The following is an 18,759-nucleotide window of genomic DNA, read 5'->3' as shown; positions in this document are numbered from 1 at the left end:
GATTGGCGGCACAGGAAATGACATGGATCTCGCGACAAACAATCTTGGATCAGAAACCAGCCCCTATCTGCGCCAGCATGCAGATAACCCGGTGCACTGGCAGCCCTGGAGCACGGAGGTTCTGGCTGCGGCCAAGGCCGCCAACAAGCCGATCCTTCTGTCTGTGGGCTATGCGGCGTGCCACTGGTGCCATGTCATGGCCCATGAAAGCTTCGAAGATGATGCGATGGCCGGGCTGATGAATGATCTGTTCGTCAACATCAAGCTTGACCGTGAAGAACGCCCCGATCTTGATGCGGTGTATCAAAATGCGCTGGCGTTACTCGGTCAACAGGGCGGCTGGCCGCTGACCATGTTTTTGACCCCGGATGGGGAACCGTTCTGGGGCGGGACGTATTTTCCCAAAACCGCGCGTTATGGCCGCCCCGGGTTTGACGAGGTCCTTAAAACCATCGCCAAGCTTTATGCCGAAAAGCCCGAAGATATCCGCCACAACGTCACGCAGATTTCCCAAGCCCTTCAAAAAATGAACAGCGGGGCCAATGGTGCCGTTCCGAGCTTGGAAATGATTGATCGCTGCGGGCATGGCTGTTTGCAGATCATGGATGCCAAAAATGGCGGCACAACCGGTGCGCCGAAATTCCCGCAGCCCAGCCTATTGTCGCTGATCTGGCGGACCGGGGTGCGAAGCGACGATGATGAACTTAAACGCATCGTCAAACACAGCCTTGATCGCATGTGTCAGGGCGGCATTTATGACCATCTGGGCGGCGGGTTTGCCCGCTATGCCGTGGATGACCAATGGCTGGTGCCGCATTTTGAAAAGATGCTCTATGACAATGCGCAGCTGATTGATCTTTTGTGCGATGTCTGGCGCATCGACGCCAATCCGCTTTATGCCAAACGGGTGGAAGAAACCATCACATGGATTTTGCGCGAAATGCGCATCACCGGTGGCGCCTTTACCGCCAGCCTTGATGCCGACAGCGAAGGCGTTGAAGGCAAGTTCTATGTCTGGACAGAGGCCGAAATTGACGCGCTTTTGGGCGATGACGCCGATCTGTTCAAGAAATTCTATGACGTGTCAAAAGACGGCAACTGGGAAGGCAATACCATCCTTAACCGCACCCAGTCGGGCTTGGGCCTTGCCGATGAGGAGATCGAGGAAAAACTGGCGAGCCTGCGCCAAATATTGCTGACCGAACGCGCCAAGCGCATCCGTCCGGGCTGGGATGACAAGGCACTGACCGACTGGAACGCGATGACAATTGCCGCCATGGCCGAAGCCGCCATGACGTTCAAGCGGGCCGATTGGCTCGATTATGCCAAGCTGGCCTATAACTTCGTCACCAGCACCCTGACGGACGGCGACCGATTCTTGCACAGTTACCGCGATGGCAAAGCCCAGCATACCGGAATGTTGGAGGATTACGCCCATATGATCCGGGCTGCTTTGCGCCTGTTTGAATGCTTTGGCGAGGATGCCTATCTGCGTGAGGCGGTTGCATGGTCAGAAACTGTCGAAACCCTGTTTGCCGATGCCAAGGGTGGCTATTTCCAGTCGGCCTCGGATGCCACGGACCTGATTGTCCGCCAGAAACCGCATATGGATAACGCAGTCCCGTCGGGCAATGCGATTATGGCGCAGAATTTGGCCAAGCTTTATGCGCTGACCGGGGATACGACCTATCGCGACCGCACGGAAATCACCCTGTCGGCCTTTGGCGGGCGTTTGACCGAACAGTTCCCCAATATGCCGGGATTGCTTCTGGCCGCGGAAATGCTGCAAAACCCGGTGCAGATTGTCCTGATTGCCAAGGACCGCAGCCAGATTTATCTTGAGATGCGCCGTGCGATCTTTGCCGCCTATCTGCCCAACCGGGCGATCACCATCCTGTCAGAAACCGATACCCTGCCCGCGGGTCACCCGGCATCTGGCAAAACCGCGATTGATGGCAAGGAAACCGCCTATGTCTGTCAGGGGCCGGTATGCTCCGCCCCGGTGACGACACCTGATGACCTTACCAAATTGCTTGCCGACCTACCGGCCAAGGCGGCATAAGGCACTTATACACGGCTTTGACGGGCAAGAGGATATGCGCCACCGCAGCACATGCCCCTGCCCGTCTTTAACAGGATCACGACAGACCATGCCCCAGATTTCGATCAACAGCCCGGTTGGCCCGCTGACCATCTTTGAATTTGACGGTGTGATCGTCGCACTCGACTGGGGTTTTGTCGAAGAGATGGAAACAAGTCCGGTTCTCGAAGACGCCAAAGCGCAGCTTGCGGATTATTTTGCCGGAAAACGCGGTGATTTTGATCTGCCGCTTGCCCCGGATGGCACCGATTTCCAAAAGGCGGTCTGGGACGCCATGTGCAAAATCCCGGCCGGAAAAACCGCGACCTATAAGGACCTTGCCACCGCCGCAGGATCGCCCAAGGCGTTTCAATCGGTTGGCACGGCCTGCGGGCTTAACCCGATCCCGATCATCATTCCCTGCCACCGGGTTCTGGCATCGGGCGACAAGCCGGGCGGCTATTCCGGCGATGGTGGGCTTGAAACCAAGCGGGCACTTTTAAAGATCGAGGGTGTCGACCTTCCGCTTGGCGATGATCAGGGCAGTTTTGATCTTTAATCCGGTACCGCCTAATCGTTGCGCAGAGTCCCGGCTTTATCTGGCCTCATCGCTGGCGTAACAGACTGCCTGTAATTTATTGCCATCGGGATCACGAACGTAGGCCGCGTAGTAATTCGGGCCGTAGTGGCTGCGCAATCCCGGTTGGCCTTCATCCATGCCACCATTTTCCAGTGCAGCGGCGTGAAAGGCATCGACCTGTTGGCGGGTGTCGGCGGTAAAGGCGACATGGGTGCCATTGCCCCAAGTCGCCGGGCGGCCATCCTCGGGCGTATAGATATAAATGGTCGGCATTTGCCCATTACGGTCATACGCCAGCGGCTTTTCAGCGGGCTTGGGCACGCGTTTAAAGCCGATGGCCCCCAGAGCGGCGTCATAAAAGGCTTTAGAACGCGATTTATCGTTTGTTCCCAATGTGATGTGACTGATCACAGACATCATAAAACTCCCCGTTAAAGACCAAATTACGCCCGAAAACGCATAAGCTTCTGCTCATCAAGAGCAAAACCCGTTGTAAAGAAGCTTAGCAGAAACTCATGACAGGATGAGTCAGGAGCCCGCAAGAAGCCACCGACATTTTCAGTCGTCTGGCGCGAGCCCCATGTCGTCTGCATCACTGCACAACAGTTCGGCGTAATCCCCTGCTGCAAATCAGTGACATCTGACCTACACTCCTGCCATTGACGCAACAGACGTTCACAGAACGCGAACAAATAACGGGAGGTCTTAAATGACCAAAGCATTCCGCTTTCATGAAACCGGCGGCAGTGATGTGCTGCGCTTTGAAGACGTCGAGGTTGGTGCACCGGGCGAAGGTGAAGTCCGCCTGGCGCAGAAGGCTGTCGGCCTGAACTATATCGATATTTATTTCCGCTCCGGGGTGTATCCGGCCCCGTCCCTGCCATCCGGGCTTGGGCTTGAGGGGGCTGGCGTGATTGAGGCGATTGGTGCCGGGGTGACCGACCTTTCGGTTGGGGATCGGGTGGCTTATGCCGCACAGCCGCTGGGTGCCTATGCCGAGGCACGCGTCATGCCGGCCAAGGGGCTGGTCAAAATTCCCGATGATGTCAGTTTCGAGCTGGCCGCGGCCGCCATGCTGCAGGGCATGACCGCACAGTACCTTTTGCGCCGGACCTACACCGTTAAAAAGGGTGACACCATCCTGATCCATGCCGCCGCAGGCGGTGTTGGCCAGATTGTCTGTCAGTGGGCCAAGCATCTGGGTGCGACCGTGATTGGCACAGTTGGATCGCCCGAAAAGGCCGAAATTGCCAAAGCAAAGGGCTGCGATTACCCGATCCTGTACCGTGATGAGGTCGTGTCCGAACGGGTGATGGAAATCACCAAGGGTCAAGGCGTTGAAGTTGTTTACGATTCGGTCGGGAAAGACACGTTCGATGATTCGCTCAAATGCCTGAAACGGCTGGGCATGATGGTTACTTTTGGTCAGTCATCCGGGCCTGTCCCGCCCGTGCCGATCAAGGCGCTGGCTCCCGGTGCCTATTTCCTGACCCGACCCAGCATCTTCCACTATACCGCAACGCGCGAAGAATTGCTGGCCACGGCCAATGATCTGTTTGATGTGCTGAAATCCGGGGCGGTCAAAATCGACATTACCGCGACCTATCCGTTGGCAGATGCCAAGCAGGCCCATGATGATCTTGAAGGCCGTAAAACCAACGGATCGATTGTCTTTACAGTATAAAATATCTACCTAAGATCAGATATATAATCTTAGATTTAAATAAAGGCAGAGGCTGGATTAAACCCCGGCTTCTGCCTTTTGTTGTTCTTCGGGGGTGTGGAAGGCCCGGACATCGCGCGCAATTGCGTCAAAGCGTTCTGACAGATTGTCACTGACCACACGGCACGGGGCGACAACCGCCTCGGCCCAACTGACATAGGCAAGGATTTGGTCCTCGTCCCAGCCAATCGGGGTGTCGGTCAACATCGCCCCGACATTGGCGACCTTATCGGCAAGGCGGACCAGTTTGGCCGCCTCGGTCAGGTCGGGGGCAGTTTCGATCTGCTGTGCTTTACGCTCATCACGCGGCAAGGCCTTGTCATCGCTGACTTCCAGCACGATATCGGCGACCGTATCATTGAAACAGGCGGCAATTTCATCGCGGGTCGCGCCGCAATCCTCGATCACGTCATGCAGGATGGCGGCACAGAGAATGTCTTCATGCGTGTGGGGTTCGCATTCGACAATCAGGCGCGAAACCTCAATAGGGTGGTTGATATAGGGTTCTTCTGCCGGGCCTTTGCGCCGCTGATCGCGGTGCGCGCGGGCGGCAAAATCAACAGATTTGAGTAAAAGCTGCATCAAGCTCGCAACCGTCGTGAATGAAGACCATCAGAATCACATGGCTGTTGGCGGGTTTCAAGCATTGATCCCCTATCGCATCGGAAAATCAATTCCTACATAGGGATTGTGCCCCGGTTCACCAACGTCCCGACCAAGGAGGCCCACCATGTCCCATGCCATGCAACTGAAATTGACCTTGCGCAATGGCAATACCAAACAGGCACTTAGTCTGACCAGTCTGGCGCCCCAAACTGGCTGGGACAGTGCCCCACCCCATCATTTAGCCGGTGGGGACAGCGCGACCTGCATGATTGAAACCAGTGATGAGCTGGCGATTACCCTGTGCTATGGCCCGCACCATATCGGCATTCGTTTGGGCGATGGTAAACTCAGCATTGATCCCGGCGATGCGATGGTCGAGCAGCAACGGCTGGACGGATATGGTGCCGAGGTGACACTGGTGCTGATGTAAATCCTGTCGAGGAGGATCTGAACCTAATTGCGCAAATCGCGCAGGCCATCGATCAAAAGACGTCCGCCAATCACCCCGAAAACCGCACCGAACAGGCCATACTGTTTCATGTGAAACAATGACCATCCTATGCGTCAGCCAACAAAAAAACGGGGCCCGAAAGGCCCCGTTTAATCATCAGACGATTGTCGCATAACGGTTTAGAACCAAAGGGTTGGCCTATCCGTTCATGGAATCGAAGAAATCGTCGTTGCTTTTGGTTGTTTTGAGCTTGCCCAAAAGGAATTCCATCGCGTCCTGTGGCCCCATCGGGTTGAGGATACGGCGCAGAACCCACATTTTCGACAGCACCGATTTATCGACCAGCAGTTCTTCCTTACGGGTACCCGATTTAAGGATATCAATCGACGGGAAGATACGTTTGTCAGACAGTTTACGGTCCAGAATAAGCTCGGAGTTACCGGTCCCTTTGAATTCTTCAAAGATGACCTCATCCATGCGTGAGCCGGTATCGATCAGGGCGGTCGCGATGATGGTCAGCGAGCCGCCTTCTTCGATGTTACGGGCCGCACCAAAGAAGCGTTTTGGACGTTGCAGCGCGTTGGCATCAACACCCCCGGTCAGCACCTTGCCCGAGCTTGGCACGACGGTGTTATACGCACGCGCCAGACGGGTGATGGAATCGAGCAGAATGACGACATCATGCTTGTGCTCGACAAGGCGTTTGGCCTTTTCAAGCACCATTTCGGTGACCTGAACGTGACGCTGTGCCGGTTCATCGAAGGTCGAGCTGATGACTTCACCTTTGACCGAGCGGTCCATGTCGGTGACTTCTTCGGGTCGTTCATCAATCAGAAGAACGATCAAATAAGCTTCCGGATGGTTTTCTTCGATCGCGTGCGCAATATTTTGCAGCATCACGGTCTTACCGGTCCGGGGCGGTGCCACGATCAGGGCACGCTGACCTTTACCAAGCGGGGCAACAAGTTCGATCACCCGGTTGGTGGTGTCCTTGTTGCCTTCCTGATCGATATTACGCTCCATCTTGAGCGGCTCGTCAGGATACAGCGGGGTCAGGTTATCGAAGTTAACGCGCTGACGGACTTTTTCGGGCGCGTCAAAGTTGACCTTGTCGACTTTGAGCAGCGCGAAATACCGTTCGCCTTCTTTGGGCGAGCGGATCTGGCCTTCCACCGTGTCACCGGTGCGCAAGCTAAAGCGGCGCACCTGACTGGGGGAGACGTAAATATCGTCGGGTCCGGCAAGGTAGTTTGCCTCGGGACTCCGCAAAAAGCCAAAGCCATCCGGCAGCACTTCAAGAACACCCAGACCAAAAATGGCGTGGTCGTTCTCGGCCAACTGTTTGAGAATGGCGAACATCAACTCCTGTTTACGGAGTGTGCTGGCATTTTCGATTTCAAGTTCATCGGACAGAGCAAGCAGCTCGGTCGGTGATTTCTTTTTAAGGTCTTGAAGATGCATATGTGCGTTTAATGATCTGTGGTTGCCGGAAGGGCGAAGACGTCAATGGGATAGGATAGGATGTGCGGTTGACCGTCGGGCAAGGCACTCAGGCAAATGCTGGGGCGTGCGGACGGTTCGAAACCTTGTAGTTGCATAAAGGCAGGGTTTTTTCATGTTTCTGGATCGAAACACCCCCGATTGATAACCGCGATAATCACAATAGTCAAACCGTGTTTCGCGCCATGTTGCTATTTTAGGGCCTCTGATGCACAAAAAACACGATTCTGTAACCAACTTGCGGTTTTAGGGTCATAAAACGTGTCAAAACCCCTCAACCAGAACAGTAAATTTGTCCGACAGTTGATCTGGCATTTGGTCATGCATTTGATCCGGCATCGGATTGGTTTGGGTTTGCCTGCCCTAAAGCCCTTAGGATGGTCGTTCGCGGACAATGTCGAGCATGCGCGACAACTGATCGTCACTTAATCCTGCGATCCGTTCAGATAAAAGATTGGCAAGTTCGGTGGCTTCGGGTTCCAGCCCGGCGGTATCGACGGTGATTTTCGGGTGCGATAGCTGGGCCAGCCGTTTGATATCGTCGACTTCATCCCAGACCAGATTGAAATAGCCGCAAATCTGTTGCACCAGACCGGGGCTGGGTCGGCCGCGATGGCCGTGTTCAAGGGCGGACAAATAGGCTGGGGACAGCTGCAATGCGCTTGCCATATCGGTCAGGGTGACATCGTTGCGGGCCCGTAATTCCCTGATGCGGTTGCCAAAAGGTGTCACGGGCGTCTCCGTTTCAACAAAACATAAAAGGCCCCGGCCCCGCCATGCTGAATCTGGGCTTGATGGATGGCAAGAATGCGGGTGCGCAAGCGCGGGGCGCTCAGCCATTGCGGGGTACGTGACCGCAAAAGCCCGGTGCGGCCATATTCATCGGGGCGCGATCCCTTGCCGGTGATCACCAGCACACAGCGTTTTCCCGCCCGCCAGCTGTCTTCGATAAAGGAATTGAGCGCATTATGGGCGACTTCCTGCGTCATGCCATGCAGATCGATGCGGCCATCGATGCTCATTTTGCCTTTTTGGAACTTATTGGCGGTGGAGCGGTCAATCCCGTCGGTTACACCGGGTTTAAGATCTTCGAGCTTACGGTTTTTAACCTGCGGGCCGCGATCAGCATTGCGCGCCGAGGGCAAATTGCGCACCGCCCGGCTTTCTTCGGACCGTTCAAGATTGTCGGCAAGAGTGTCGGGCAACGGGATGGCGGTATCGCTCATATGGCCGTCGTCATCAGGATCAAACACGGCATCGCCGCCTTTGCGCTTTTTACTGCGCAAGGGTTTGACGTCACGGGTAAAGACCTCCCACAGGGCCTTTTCCTCCTCATTGACGGCACGGCGTCGTTTCTGCGTCTTTTTCTGTGTCATCGGACCAGATCGATTAACCTTAGTGCGCGCTCTGCTGCGGCCCATTGCTGTGCCCATTCCTGCGCCCGGCGCAATTTTCCCGCAAAAACCCCATGGTTTTCAAGAAAATACGCTGCCTGTTACAGGATAAGGAGCCGTGAGCCAAAGGGGTTTGAATTGAAAACCGCCTCAGAGCCGGTATCAGTTTGCAAAGGCATAAAGCCTTTCGCGTGCTGATACCACGCCTGTTTGAAGATTTTTAGTCAAACAGAACGCCCCAAATTGGCGGTCTAGTCGTCTTCGTCGTCGCCGTTCAGATCGACACAGCTGACACCGTTATTATCGAGATCGAGCATGGCACTTAGGAACGATCCTGACTGATTGGTCGACAGGCCGTGATTGCGGCGGTTTTCAACGAAAAATCCACCGCGTTTGAAATCATCAAGCTGTTGTTGCAGCTTTTGAATATCACTGTCTGGGACATCACCACTGATGGCGGCGTAGAGATAGCAACTGCGATAGGCCAAAGCCCCGTCAATCTTTGGCAGTTTTCCGGGCGTATCACTGATGTCGATGGCATTAATGTAATGACGTAAAATATTGCCACCGATGGCAATCAGATCAACACGATCAGCCAGCAACATTGGCAACAGTAATTCTTCACGCGGGACCATGATCAATTGCGCCGCACCGCGTTGCTGCAGATATCCTTGCCGGGCTGATCCCAACAACACACCGATCCGGGCCTCATTCAAAACCTGTTCAAACCCGTGCTCGCCCCAGTTTTCGGTGGAAATCCCGTATAAGTTCCAGATTGTCCGGCTGATCGGGCCGACCCAGTTAAAGGCGTCTTCGCGTGATTCTGTGCGTGTGGTGGGATAAATGACGTGACCGGGTTCTTTGGTCGCCAATTCCATCACCCGTTTCCACGGGACTTGCGCGACCTGCTGGGCGGGAATCCCAGCTTTCTTGAAAACTTCAATAACAAGATTGTCAAAATAGCCGGGTTCGGGACGGCCTGATGATCTGATTTTGGGGTTTTCGGACAGATGGATTTTATAGGTTTCGTCAAATCCCGACACCGGACTGCCGAGCGGATCATCTTCGGCGGTGGCGATGGCGGGATTTAAAACCGCCAGAACACACAGAGACGTAAAACCAGCCTTTACACGATGCCGACACCATCCGTTCGACCGGGTTGCCCACCGTGAAAAGCGATTAATCACATCACGCCTCTTTTGTTTTTAGCCAAACCGCATCTATGACCTTGCTTTCAATATAGGCCTGATGGGCGGCAAGTTCAGTGTCACTGATGACATGGGGGCGTGGTTCCAGACGATTTTCCTTTGGCCCCAGAACGCGTTCTACGCCGTCTTCGTCATCGCCGCGTGCATTGGGATCAAGCGACAGGCCGTGCTGACGCCCGCCCAGAAGTTCAAGATAGACCACCGCCAGAAGATCGGAATCAAGCAGGGCGCCGTGCAGGGTCCGGTTGGAGTTATCAATCTTGAACCGGCGACACAGCGCATCAAGGCTGACCGGGGAGCCGGGGAATTTCTTGCGCGCCATTTGCACGGTATCAAGGGCGCGGTCCATGGGAATTGTCGGTTTGTTCAGCCAGCCAAGTTCCGCATTGAGGAACTTCATGTCAAAGGGCGCATTGTGAATGACCAGGACCGAATCATCGCCAATGAACTCGATGAAATCATCGGCAACCTCGGCAAAGACCGGCTGATCTTTCAGGAAATCATCACCAAGCCCGTGCACGTCAAACGCCTCTTTGGGCATCGGGCGTTGCGGGTTGATGTATTGGTGATACTGACGCCCGGTGGGCATGTGATTGATCAGTTCGATACAGCCAATTTCCACCAAACGATGGTCGGAATACGGATCAAGACCAGTGGTTTCGGTATCGAGGACAATTTCACGCATGTATCAGGGTCCGATGGTCATAAAGGGTCACTAAAATTGGGCACAAATCGCACAAATATGATCAAAGGCCACCGCGCGCCCCAGCCCTGTCGGGATGATAAAATCAGCGCGCTGTCGTTTGTCATGGTCGGGCATCTGTTTTGACAGGATGGCGGAAAATTTGCTCGGCGTCATCCCTTCTCGACGCATTACACGTTGGCGTTGAATGAATGCCGGAGCCGATACCACCGCAACGATATCACAGCGCTTTTCACCGCCGGTTTCAAACAGAAGCGGGATATCAAGCACCACAAGATGGCGGCCAAGGGATCGTTGTTGATGCAAAAACCGGGTTTCGGCCGCCCGGATCAGGGGATGAAGGATTTTTTCCAGTGTTCGCAAAACACCGGGATCGGCAAAGGCCTTTTTGCTGAGGAGCTTTCGGTCGATTTGGCCATTGGTGATGATATCGGGAAAGGTTTGGGCAATCAGATCAAAAGCCGCACCCTTTGGCGCCATCAAATCATGGCTGGTGGCATCGGCGTCATGGACCGGCACACCGAGATAGCGAAACATCCCGGCCGCGGTCGACTTCCCCATCCCGATGGATCCGGTAAGTCCCATTATTATCATAATAAGATTACCCTTGAATGCTTAATCAGGCGATAATACAAAGTCGCGCAGTTCTTGTGTGACTTCAGGATCAATGCCAAACCAGCGATGAAAGCCCGGCCGGGCCTGATGCAGCAACATGCCAAGACCATCGACAATCGGGTTGCCGCGTTTTTTGGCCTGCATCAGCAAATCGGTCATCAGCGGCGCATAGACGATATCGGTGACAAGCGCGGATGGCGGCAATCCGGTCAGATCAATTTCAAGGGCAGGTTGGCCCACCATGCCAAGGCTTGTGGTATTGACGACAAGCGATGCGTTTTCCAATGCGGTCGGCGCGACCGGCCAGTCAATCACGGTAATGCGCGGATCGTTGATTTCCGCGGCCAAATCATCAGCGCGTTTGCGGGTCCGGTTGGCAATCCGGATTTCCGGGCTACCTTCATCAAGCAAGGCGACCAAAACCGCCCGCGACGCCCCACCTGCCCCCAGCACCACCGCCGGGCCAGAACAAAATGCGATATCGGGCGCTTCCTGACGCAGGTTTTCGATAAAACCGAACCCGTCGGTATTATCACCCAGCATCCGGCCATCCTTGGCAAAGGTGACGGTATTGACCGCGCCGATGCGCCGGGCACGTTCAGACAATTCATCACATTCAGGCATCGCCATTTCCTTTTGCGGAATGGTGACATTGACCCCGGAAAAGCCAAGATTGCGCAAGGAGTTCAACGCGGCCTGAAAGTTTTTCGGCTCAACCGGCAGCGGCATATAGCTGCCATCAATGCCGTATTTCGCCAGCCAGTAGCCATGCAAACGCGGCGATTTGGAATGCGAGACGGGCCAGCCCATGACACCGGCCAGCCGCGAGTTGCCCGAAAGGGTGCGATAAGGAATGCGTGATGTCATGAGCGTGGAGTTCCTGCCAGTTGGTTTTTGGTTCTATGCCACTGCTATTATTAAGCTTTCAGCACACCATGATCACGCAAAAAACCGATCAGGGGCAAGAGTGGCAAGCCCAGAACGGTAAAGTAATCACCGCGCACCTCGGTAAACAGCTGGGCACCGATACCTTCAAGCTGATAACCGCCGACACAGTCAAAGATGTCCTCGCCCGCGGCATCAAGATACCAATCAAGCCATTCTTCGGTGAAATTGCGCATGGTCAGATGGGCGGTATCAATCGTGCCCCATATGCGTGAGCCTTCTTTATATATAACAGCGGCTGAGACCAATTGATGGGTTTTACCGCGCAGGGCCAGAAGCTGTGCGCGGGTATTGTCGCGGTCTTTGGGCTTATCAAACCAGATGCCATTGCATTCGAGCATCTGATCGGCAGCAATCACAATACCGTCGGGTTGCTGGCGATACATGCGCAGCGCCTTCATTTCCGCCAGGGTTTCGGCGGCTTCGGCCGCATTGGCACCCTCGGCCTTCATTGATTGTTTATAGCCTTCCTCGTCAATCATCGAGGCAATGGCATCGCAATCGACCCCGGCATTTTTAAGCATGGCGTGGCGGGTTTTGCTGCTGGAGGCCAGAATGAGGCGGTGGTTCATGCGGTACTTCCCAAATTCAAGAATTTTGCGTCACACTATATATGTGTGCATGTGTAACTGCGGCCCTAATGACCACGCCGGTCATACATGGTGGCCATGATCATGGCCGCCGTTTCTTCGATGGAGCGGCGGGTGACATTGATAATCTTCCAACTGCGATCGGTAAAATAGCGTCGCGCCTGATGAACTTCGTCACGCACGGCAACCGGGTCGACATAATCCCCGCCCTCGCCGCGGTCGATTTGGCGCAGGCGGTTTTTACGGATCGAAACCAGCTGATCGACATCCTTGATCAAACCAACAATCAGCGGCTTTTTAAGCTGATCAAGATCGGGCGGCAGCGGACAGCCCGGCACAAACGGAATATTGGCGGTTTTAATCCCGCGATTGGCCAGATAGACCGAAGTCGGGGTTTTTGACGTGCGCGAAACACCAACAATCACCACATCGGCTTCTTCCAGATCCCAGCCAGACTGCCCGTCATCATGCGACAGGGTGTAATCAATGGCCTCGATCCGGCTGAAATATTCCTCGTCCATTTTATGAAGCGCACCCGTGCGGCCACGCGATTGCTGCCCCAAATAACCGGCCATCATGGTCACGGTATTATCAAGAACGTGGCTGTGCGGAACTTGTAACCGGCGACAGCCTTCTTCGAGTTTGCGGCGGATTTCGCTGTCAAACACGGTGTAAAGGACAATGCCCGGATTGCGTTCAATATCGGCCAAGACGCGCGCCAGCTGGGCGTCGGTTCTGATCAGCGACCAGACATGTTCATGGGCCCGGACATCAGGAAACTGGGCAATACAGGCCCGTGCCACCCCGTCAACCGTCTCGCCGGTGGAATCGGAAACCAGATGAAGGTGGAAAATTTTATCTGTTTCAGCCATGGCCCATCCGTCTTTTGGCGATTTTTAGCGATGCAAGCACGTAGTTATCCACTTTTTGCCGCCCAAGCGATTTTTGCACCTTTTATTTTAGGTGTTCGATATTTCGATCACTAGACGGATGGATAAGGTATATTAGTCCAACCCGGGGTTAGGGGTGCGGAGTCGCCCCTGTGGATTAATGTGGATAACGGGTGCGACTCCGGGTCCATTTTTTCCACAGGATTTATCCTCCCCGTCATACAAAGTTTCTCATACCCTCTGTCCCGAGCGGGATAACTGATTATTTTTTCCCGTAATAGCAGGGATAAAGAGGCAAAAACCAGCTTTATCCACGTTATCCCCACTCTTCAAAACGGGCTTATCCCAAGGCAGAGTCTGGGAGTCGTTCGGAGTCGTCCCCAGTTTTCCCCAAGACCGCTTGAGATGGATCATTTTTCCCGAGTCGAATTGTGAATAAACTGTGCGTTAAATTTAATCCCTGTTATCCACAGGTATCCACCTACAAACAACATCCTTTTTAATTAAATAAGGGTTTGGTAGGCAGAACGTGGAAAACGTCCCGGCCAAGGCCACAGGACAAAATTAACGGGATCAGAAGATCAAATTCTGAGCCACGGGCACTGAGCACGGGGGTCAGGCATTGGTCAGCGATAAAAACCGATCGGGACAGAGAAACAGGAAACCAGATGCCCAATTCGAATAAGACTTTCTTGCGTGCCCTGAATGGTGAAACACTGCCGGTGCCACCCATCTGGCTGATGCGCCAAGCCGGTCGCTATCTTCCGGAATACCGAGCGACACGTGCCGAGGCAGGGTCGTTCCTTGATCTTTGCTACAATCCTGATCTTGCCTGCGAAGTCACCTTGCAGCCGCTTCGGCGCTATGACTTCGATGCGGCAATTCTGTTCTCCGATATCCTCGTTATTCCGAAGGCACTTGGACAGCATTTGGCCTTCAAGCAGGGTGAAGGCCCACAGCTTGAGCCCATCCGAGATGCTTCAGGCCTTGGCAGATTGTCGATTGATGGCATCCATGCATCGCTTGGACCCATCTATGAGACCGTTTCAAAGCTGTCTGACGCCATTCCCGACCATACCGCCCTCATTGGGTTCGCAGGAGGTCCGTGGACTGTGGCGACCTATATGGTCGAAGGCAAAGGCAGTAAGGATTTTGCCAATATCCGTCGGTTTGCCTATGGCGACCCCAAAGGGTTCGATCAGCTGATTGATATTGTGGTTGAGGCGACAACGCAATATTTGCTCAAACAGGTTGAGGCCGGGGCGGAATGCATCCAGCTGTTTGAAACCTGGGGTGGCGTTTTGTCGGAAAACGGCTTTAAACGCTGGGTGATTGAGCCGACCAAAAAGATTGTTGCCAGTTTGCGCGCCGTCCACCCGGATTTGCCGATCATTGGCTTTCCGCGTGGTGCCGGATTGCACATGATTGATTTTAAGCAACAAACAGGTGTGACTGCGGTCGGGCTTGATAGTGGTGTCCCGTTGAAATGGGTCGCAGAAAACCTTCAGAAGCTTGGCCCCGTACAGGGCAACCTTGATCCGATGTATTTGATCACTGGTGGTGATGAAATGATCGATGAAACGCGCCGTATCCTTGAAACGCTGAAAAACGGGCCGTTTATTTTCAATCTTGGCCATGGCATTACCCCTGAAACCTCGCCCGATAATGTCGATAAGCTGGTGAAATTCATCCGCAGCCAATAAGACCTGCACGCAGTTATTTCAGCCGTCCGGCGATGAATGAACTGAAATAACTGCGTTTTATTTTGTGATTTTTGAAATCAATCAAATCGATTGGAAAATTCAATGCGTATAGTGGGTTAATTCCGTTGCGTCCGCGACTTGTTTGACCAGAATAGGTCCGGAGCGGAGCGGGTTTTATCCATCAATTGACTTCCGGTTTGTCGGGAACTGGTCAAAACGCCATGAAGGATACGCCAAATGTCCGAAACGATGCGTAAGAAACGCGCTATTGTTCTTTTCAATCTCGGTGGGCCGGACAGCCCGGAAGCGGTCGAGCCGTTTTTGTTCAATCTATTCAATGACCCGGCGATTATTAGCCTGCCGAACCCGTTTCGATATTTGCTGGCCAAATTGATTTCACATCGCCGTGCACCGGTCGCACAGGAAATCTATGCCCATATCGGGGGTAAATCACCACTTCTGGAATTAACGCAAGAACAGGCAGATGCCCTTCAGGCGGCGTTGAATGCCGATGAGGATGATACCAAGTACGAAAACCGCTGTTTCATCGCCATGCGCTATTGGAAGCCGTTTGCCGATCAGACGGCTGCTGAGGTCAAGGCATGGGGCGCGGATGAACAAATTCTGCTTCCGCTGTATCCGCAATTTTCAACCACCACCAGCGGATCGTCAGTCAAGGATTGGAAACGGGCGTGCCATAAGGTGGGGCTAAGCGCGCCGATTAAAACCGCATGCTGCTATCCGACCAATCCGGGCTTTATCGATGCCTCGGCCGAGATGATCAAAACGGGATATGATACGGCAGTGGCAAAGGCCAAAGAACTTGGTATTGCCGCTCCACGGTTGTTGTTCTCAGCCCACGGTGTGCCCAAGGCGGTGATCACCAAGCGCGGTGATCCCTATCAGTCGCAGATTGAAAAAACCTCTGCCGCGGTTGTTGAGAAACTCGCAATTGAAGGGCTTGACTGGAAGGTTTGCTATCAAAGCCGGGTTGGGCCGATGGAATGGATTGGTCCTTCGACCGAAACCGAGATCGAGCGAGCCGGCAAAGAAGGTGTCGGGCTCGTGATTGTGCCGATTGCCTTTGTCACCGAACATTCCGAAACGCTGGTTGAGCTTGATATCGAATACGGCGAGCTGGCGCATGAGAAAAACGTGCCGATCTATGAACGGGTCCGCACCGTGTGCTCACATCCGAAGTTCATTAACGGTTTGGTTTCGGTTGTGAAACAAACGCAAGTTGAACTCGATCAAAACGGATCGGATGATTACACGGTTGAAACGCGCGGTTGGTGGTGCCCGGATGAACATTCCTGTGCGGTTGCCAAGCAACCTGGCGGCGCATAAGCAAAGACATCGTTAAAAATAAGGCCGGTTACCGCTTAGGAACCGGCCTGTTTGCTGATATGGTTTTGGTATCGCGAAGATTACGACAACCATCCCATCCGCAAACGTCATTCAGAGAAGAGAGAGATGGACAGTTACAGCGTTATCAAATCCCTGCATGTCATCAGCATTATTGCCTGGATGGCGGGGCTGCTTTATTTGCCGCGTCTTTATGTCTATCACTGCGAGGTCGCACCCGGCTCGGAAGCCAGTGAGAAATTCAAGGTGATGGAACGGCGTTTGTTGCGCGCCATCATGAATCCGGCGATGATCGCGTCATGGATTTTTGGCGGTTATTTGATCCATGCAGCCGGTGTGATGACCGAAGGCTGGTTCCACGTCAAATTGCTGTGTGTGGTTCTGATGACGGTATCGCACATGATGCTGGCGCGCTATCGCCGGGCGTTTGAGGCCGATGCCAATACCAAATCCCAGAAATTCTTCAGGATTTTCAACGAAGTCCCGACGATCCTGATGGTTATCATCGTCTTTATGGTGATCGCACGTCCGTTCTGATCACGCTTTTGGACCCGGTACTTTCGGTCAGTAGTGATTATTTATTACGATATTAAAATAAAAAGGCCGCCAGATTGGCGGCCTTCGTTTTGGTATCGTACCAAATAGAGGATCAGGCGTTGCCCGCAGGCTGGCCGTCCATCTGCTTGGCGAATTTCTTACGGAAAAGATCAGCAAAATCAATCTGCTGCATCATCAGCGGCGGGAAGCCACCATCGGCGGTCAGGTCTGATACGATTTTGCGCACATAGGGGAACAGAAGACGCGGCACTTCGATCATCAGAACTGGCAGGCGGTGCTGTTCTTCGACATTCAGCGTCACAACAGCGCCATACTGAAGTTCGGCAATGAAGGCGACCTTATCGGCAACGTCGGCTTTGACGTTGATTTTAAGGGTCACTTCATGAAGCTTCTGATCCTGGGTGGTGCGGGCTTCGACATCGACATCGATGTTGATCTTTGGCTGCTGCTGAAGCGCAACGCTTTCCGGTGCATTCGGATTTTCAAACGAAAGATCCTTGATGTACTGGGTATGGATCGTAATCGGATTTGCCGCGGGCTTCTGTTCGCCGCCCTGCTCTGCACCAGTGGTATTCTCGGCCATTAAGTTTCGCTCCCATTAAAGTCGGTCTTGATCAGAAATAAGCCATTCAGGCCCGAAGGACAGAGCACACCGCAAATTTGTGTAAATGTGGCGTTCGATATTGAACAATACCGGCTGAAATGCTTGTTTCTGACGCCGCAACCCTGCGGCAGATGATCTGGGGTAGCATGTCTTAACCATGCGGGCAAGCCAATCAGATGCCGTGTAAAGCCCACGGTTCTGCGGTTCTACCGGGCAATCATCAATGCTGCCATGTCAAAACCGGGCGATGACCCGGAAATGACAGGCAACATGTTCTGATGGGCTTGGTCGTGTGATTTTCTTATGAATTGTGCGGGGGCAAATTGCGCGGGCCCTGATCAGGATCGTTGCTGTCCTTTTTGTCGTCATTTGCTGATGACGGCTTATCATCGGGGCTGACATCTTCGAAGTCGCCATCAATGATCGGTCCGCTGCCCGGACGACGGGAGTTTTGACCGCCGCCAGTGCGACCTGGACCACCCGGACCACCTGGATGACCCGCGCCACCGGCCCCGCCGCCAAAGTTCGTACGGATATTGCCCGACTGGACCAGCTTCATGATCAGTTTTGCGCCGACAACCTGACGGAGCGGCGGGATCAGAAGCAGGAAGCCCATGGTATCGGTGACAAAGCCCGGGGTTAGCAGCAACACGCCAGCCACCAGAATGCAAATCCCGTCAAACATCGCGCCGATGGGCATTTCACCCTGATCCATCTGGCTTTGTGCTTTGGCCAGTGTTTGCAATCCCTGGGCACGCATCAGCGTGGTGCCAAGAATTGCGGTCAGAATAACCACACCAATGGTCGGCCACAGACCGATGACTTCGCCTGCTTGAATAAATACGGCGATCTCAATGATCGGCATGGCGACAAAGATGGCCAGAAAATACACGCCCATTATTGCTCCGATATTTGGGGAATGACCCGCTTGTTGGTTCGACATTTGCGGCGGATGTCACCGCCAGATCACGTTCATCTGAATAATTATTACAGAAAACAACTTGGATTTCAGTTATTTCCGATTAATCTGCTATGCTCTGTAGATAACTAATTGTCGAACAATTAAATATATAACGCGACGAAATTACGGCAGTTTGTCTGCAACAGACATCTTCGAGGGTGAAGATGATCACATTTAAGGTGTGATGATTGGTTGCCCTTGCATTTGGTTGGGTTCATACCATTTCTCGTCCACGGTCGTTTTGTTAAACGCGACCTTTTTTGAAACCTCAAAGATCAAGAGT

The 18,759-nt window shown here is 53.6% G+C and carries 20 protein-coding genes; 7 read left to right on the top strand and 13 right to left on the bottom strand.

The features are described from left to right. Positions 1-22: 22 nt before the first annotated feature. Entirely contained in the window at positions 23-2,062 is a 2,040-nt protein-coding gene (locus tag AMM48_RS08070; RefSeq protein WP_102783608.1) for a thioredoxin domain-containing protein, read from the top strand. An 88-nt stretch (positions 2,063-2,150) separates the two neighbouring features. Further along, entirely contained in the window at positions 2,151-2,639 is a 489-nt protein-coding gene (locus AMM48_RS08065) for a methylated-DNA--[protein]-cysteine S-methyltransferase (RefSeq protein WP_102783607.1), read from the top strand. A 36-nt stretch (positions 2,640-2,675) separates the two neighbouring features. Here the strand turns inward: AMM48_RS08065 and AMM48_RS08060 are convergent, their stop codons facing one another. Beyond that, the gene (locus AMM48_RS08060; RefSeq protein ID WP_102783821.1) at positions 2,676-3,077 is read right to left on the bottom strand and encodes a VOC family protein; all 402 of its coding nucleotides are present in this window, start codon (positions 3,075-3,077) and stop codon (positions 2,676-2,678) included. Between the two features lie 292 nt (positions 3,078-3,369). Between AMM48_RS08060 and AMM48_RS08055 the strand changes: the two genes are divergently transcribed. Next, positions 3,370-4,344 (top strand): quinone oxidoreductase, encoded by a 975-nt coding sequence (locus AMM48_RS08055; RefSeq protein ID WP_102783606.1) that lies wholly within the window; start codon positions 3,370-3,372, stop codon positions 4,342-4,344. A gap of 57 nt (positions 4,345-4,401) precedes the next feature. On the opposite strand, the gene AMM48_RS08050 is transcribed toward AMM48_RS08055, so the two are convergent. Next, on the bottom strand, positions 4,402-4,965 hold the full coding sequence (locus AMM48_RS08050) for an HD domain-containing protein (RefSeq protein WP_102783605.1): 564 nt from the start codon (positions 4,963-4,965) through the stop codon (positions 4,402-4,404). A gap of 148 nt (positions 4,966-5,113) precedes the next feature. On the opposite strand from AMM48_RS08050, the gene AMM48_RS08045 reads away from it, so the two are divergent. Continuing rightward, positions 5,114-5,419 carry a hypothetical protein gene (locus AMM48_RS08045; RefSeq protein WP_102783604.1) on the top strand — a complete coding sequence of 102 codons (306 nt, stop codon included), beginning with the start codon at positions 5,114-5,116 and terminating at the stop codon, positions 5,417-5,419. Between the two features lie 219 nt (positions 5,420-5,638). On the opposite strand, the gene rho is transcribed toward AMM48_RS08045, so the two are convergent. From rho to AMM48_RS08000, 9 genes are all read right to left on the bottom strand, one after another. Beyond that, positions 5,639-6,901 carry a transcription termination factor Rho gene (gene rho, locus AMM48_RS08040; RefSeq protein WP_022733640.1) on the bottom strand — a complete coding sequence of 421 codons (1,263 nt, stop codon included), beginning with the start codon at positions 6,899-6,901 and terminating at the stop codon, positions 5,639-5,641. A 411-nt stretch (positions 6,902-7,312) separates the two neighbouring features. Continuing rightward, positions 7,313-7,672, bottom strand: coding sequence for a helix-turn-helix domain-containing protein (locus tag AMM48_RS08035; RefSeq protein WP_101301437.1), 360 nt, complete (start codon positions 7,670-7,672; stop codon positions 7,313-7,315). Beyond that, the gene (locus tag AMM48_RS08030; protein WP_102783820.1) at positions 7,669-8,316 is read right to left on the bottom strand and encodes a Smr/MutS family protein; all 648 of its coding nucleotides are present in this window, start codon (positions 8,314-8,316) and stop codon (positions 7,669-7,671) included. Before AMM48_RS08030 ends, AMM48_RS08035 begins: the two co-directional genes overlap by 4 nt. A 269-nt stretch (positions 8,317-8,585) precedes the next feature. Next, positions 8,586-9,521 carry a transporter substrate-binding domain-containing protein gene (locus AMM48_RS08025; RefSeq protein ID WP_102783603.1) on the bottom strand — a complete coding sequence of 312 codons (936 nt, stop codon included), beginning with the start codon at positions 9,519-9,521 and terminating at the stop codon, positions 8,586-8,588. Between the two features lies 1 nt (position 9,522). Beyond that, positions 9,523-10,227, bottom strand: coding sequence for a DNA polymerase III subunit epsilon (gene dnaQ / locus AMM48_RS08020; RefSeq protein ID WP_102783602.1), 705 nt, complete (start codon positions 10,225-10,227; stop codon positions 9,523-9,525). A gap of 30 nt (positions 10,228-10,257) precedes the next feature. Then, on the bottom strand, positions 10,258-10,830 hold the full coding sequence (gene coaE, locus AMM48_RS08015) for a dephospho-CoA kinase (RefSeq protein ID WP_279627479.1): 573 nt from the start codon (positions 10,828-10,830) through the stop codon (positions 10,258-10,260). Positions 10,831-10,860: 30 nt separating this feature from the next. Next, entirely contained in the window at positions 10,861-11,727 is an 867-nt protein-coding gene (locus AMM48_RS08010) for a shikimate dehydrogenase (protein ID WP_102783600.1), read from the bottom strand. Positions 11,728-11,777: 50 nt separating this feature from the next. Next, positions 11,778-12,377 (bottom strand): Maf family protein, encoded by a 600-nt coding sequence (locus tag AMM48_RS08005; protein WP_022733647.1) that lies wholly within the window; start codon positions 12,375-12,377, stop codon positions 11,778-11,780. A 65-nt stretch (positions 12,378-12,442) separates the two neighbouring features. Beyond that, on the bottom strand, positions 12,443-13,267 hold the full coding sequence (locus AMM48_RS08000; protein ID WP_022733648.1) for a pyruvate, water dikinase regulatory protein: 825 nt from the start codon (positions 13,265-13,267) through the stop codon (positions 12,443-12,445). 686 nt (positions 13,268-13,953) lie between these two features. Here AMM48_RS08000 and hemE point away from each other — a divergent pair. The 3 genes from hemE (at position 13,954) to hemJ (ending at position 16,890) form a co-directional block, all read left to right on the top strand. Next, positions 13,954-14,988: a uroporphyrinogen decarboxylase gene (hemE, locus tag AMM48_RS07995; protein WP_101301426.1), complete on the top strand. Its 1,035-nt coding sequence runs from the start codon at positions 13,954-13,956 to the stop codon at positions 14,986-14,988. 237 nt (positions 14,989-15,225) lie between these two features. Then, a complete protein-coding gene (gene hemH, locus AMM48_RS07990; protein ID WP_102783599.1) occupies positions 15,226-16,335 on the top strand; it encodes a ferrochelatase in 1,110 nt (369 codons plus the stop codon). A gap of 126 nt (positions 16,336-16,461) precedes the next feature. Further along, positions 16,462-16,890, top strand: coding sequence for a protoporphyrinogen oxidase HemJ (gene hemJ / locus AMM48_RS07985; protein WP_102783598.1), 429 nt, complete (start codon positions 16,462-16,464; stop codon positions 16,888-16,890). Between the two features lie 112 nt (positions 16,891-17,002). Here the strand turns inward: hemJ and secB are convergent, their stop codons facing one another. Both secB and AMM48_RS07975 read right to left on the bottom strand, forming a co-directional pair. Beyond that, positions 17,003-17,494, bottom strand: coding sequence for a protein-export chaperone SecB (secB, locus tag AMM48_RS07980; protein WP_022733652.1), 492 nt, complete (start codon positions 17,492-17,494; stop codon positions 17,003-17,005). Between the two features lie 322 nt (positions 17,495-17,816). Beyond that, entirely contained in the window at positions 17,817-18,413 is a 597-nt protein-coding gene (locus tag AMM48_RS07975) for an FxsA family protein (RefSeq protein WP_102783597.1), read from the bottom strand. Between the last annotated feature and the right edge of the window lie 346 nt (positions 18,414-18,759).

It is taken from the genome of Thalassospira sp. GB04J01, from assembly GCF_000751115.1.
GTDB lineage: Bacteria > Pseudomonadota > Alphaproteobacteria > Rhodospirillales > Thalassospiraceae > Thalassospira > Thalassospira lucentensis.
The sequence above is the reverse complement of the archived record's forward strand: the minus strand, read 5'-3'. Positions and strand labels throughout refer to the sequence as shown.

Coding starts and splice junctions, on each gene's coding strand:
- AMM48_RS07975 (WP_102783597.1), bottom strand. CDS start 18,413: ATGGGCGTGTATTTTCTGGCCATCTTTGTCGCCATGCCGATCATTGAG.
- AMM48_RS08000 (WP_022733648.1), bottom strand. CDS start 13,267: ATGGCTGAAACAGATAAAATTTTCCACCTTCATCTGGTTTCCGATTCC.
- AMM48_RS08055 (WP_102783606.1), top strand. CDS start 3,370: ATGACCAAAGCATTCCGCTTTCATGAAACCGGCGGCAGTGATGTGCTG.
- rho (WP_022733640.1), bottom strand. CDS start 6,901: ATGCATCTTCAAGACCTTAAAAAGAAATCACCGACCGAGCTGCTTGCT.
- hemE (WP_101301426.1), top strand. CDS start 13,954: ATGCCCAATTCGAATAAGACTTTCTTGCGTGCCCTGAATGGTGAAACA.
- AMM48_RS08005 (WP_022733647.1), bottom strand. CDS start 12,377: ATGAACCACCGCCTCATTCTGGCCTCCAGCAGCAAAACCCGCCACGCC.
- dnaQ (WP_102783602.1), bottom strand. CDS start 10,227: ATGCGTGAAATTGTCCTCGATACCGAAACCACTGGTCTTGATCCGTAT.
- AMM48_RS08060 (WP_102783821.1), bottom strand. CDS start 3,077: ATGTCTGTGATCAGTCACATCACATTGGGAACAAACGATAAATCGCGT.
- AMM48_RS08045 (WP_102783604.1), top strand. CDS start 5,114: ATGTCCCATGCCATGCAACTGAAATTGACCTTGCGCAATGGCAATACC.
- hemJ (WP_102783598.1), top strand. CDS start 16,462: ATGGACAGTTACAGCGTTATCAAATCCCTGCATGTCATCAGCATTATT.
- AMM48_RS08030 (WP_102783820.1), bottom strand. CDS start 8,316: ATGACACAGAAAAAGACGCAGAAACGACGCCGTGCCGTCAATGAGGAG.
- AMM48_RS08050 (WP_102783605.1), bottom strand. CDS start 4,965: ATGCAGCTTTTACTCAAATCTGTTGATTTTGCCGCCCGCGCGCACCGC.
- AMM48_RS08070 (WP_102783608.1), top strand. CDS start 23: ATGGATCTCGCGACAAACAATCTTGGATCAGAAACCAGCCCCTATCTG.
- AMM48_RS08010 (WP_102783600.1), bottom strand. CDS start 11,727: ATGACATCACGCATTCCTTATCGCACCCTTTCGGGCAACTCGCGGCTG.
- coaE (WP_279627479.1), bottom strand. CDS start 10,830: ATGGGACTTACCGGATCCATCGGGATGGGGAAGTCGACCGCGGCCGGG.
- hemH (WP_102783599.1), top strand. CDS start 15,226: ATGTCCGAAACGATGCGTAAGAAACGCGCTATTGTTCTTTTCAATCTC.
- AMM48_RS08065 (WP_102783607.1), top strand. CDS start 2,151: ATGCCCCAGATTTCGATCAACAGCCCGGTTGGCCCGCTGACCATCTTT.
- secB (WP_022733652.1), bottom strand. CDS start 17,494: ATGGCCGAGAATACCACTGGTGCAGAGCAGGGCGGCGAACAGAAGCCC.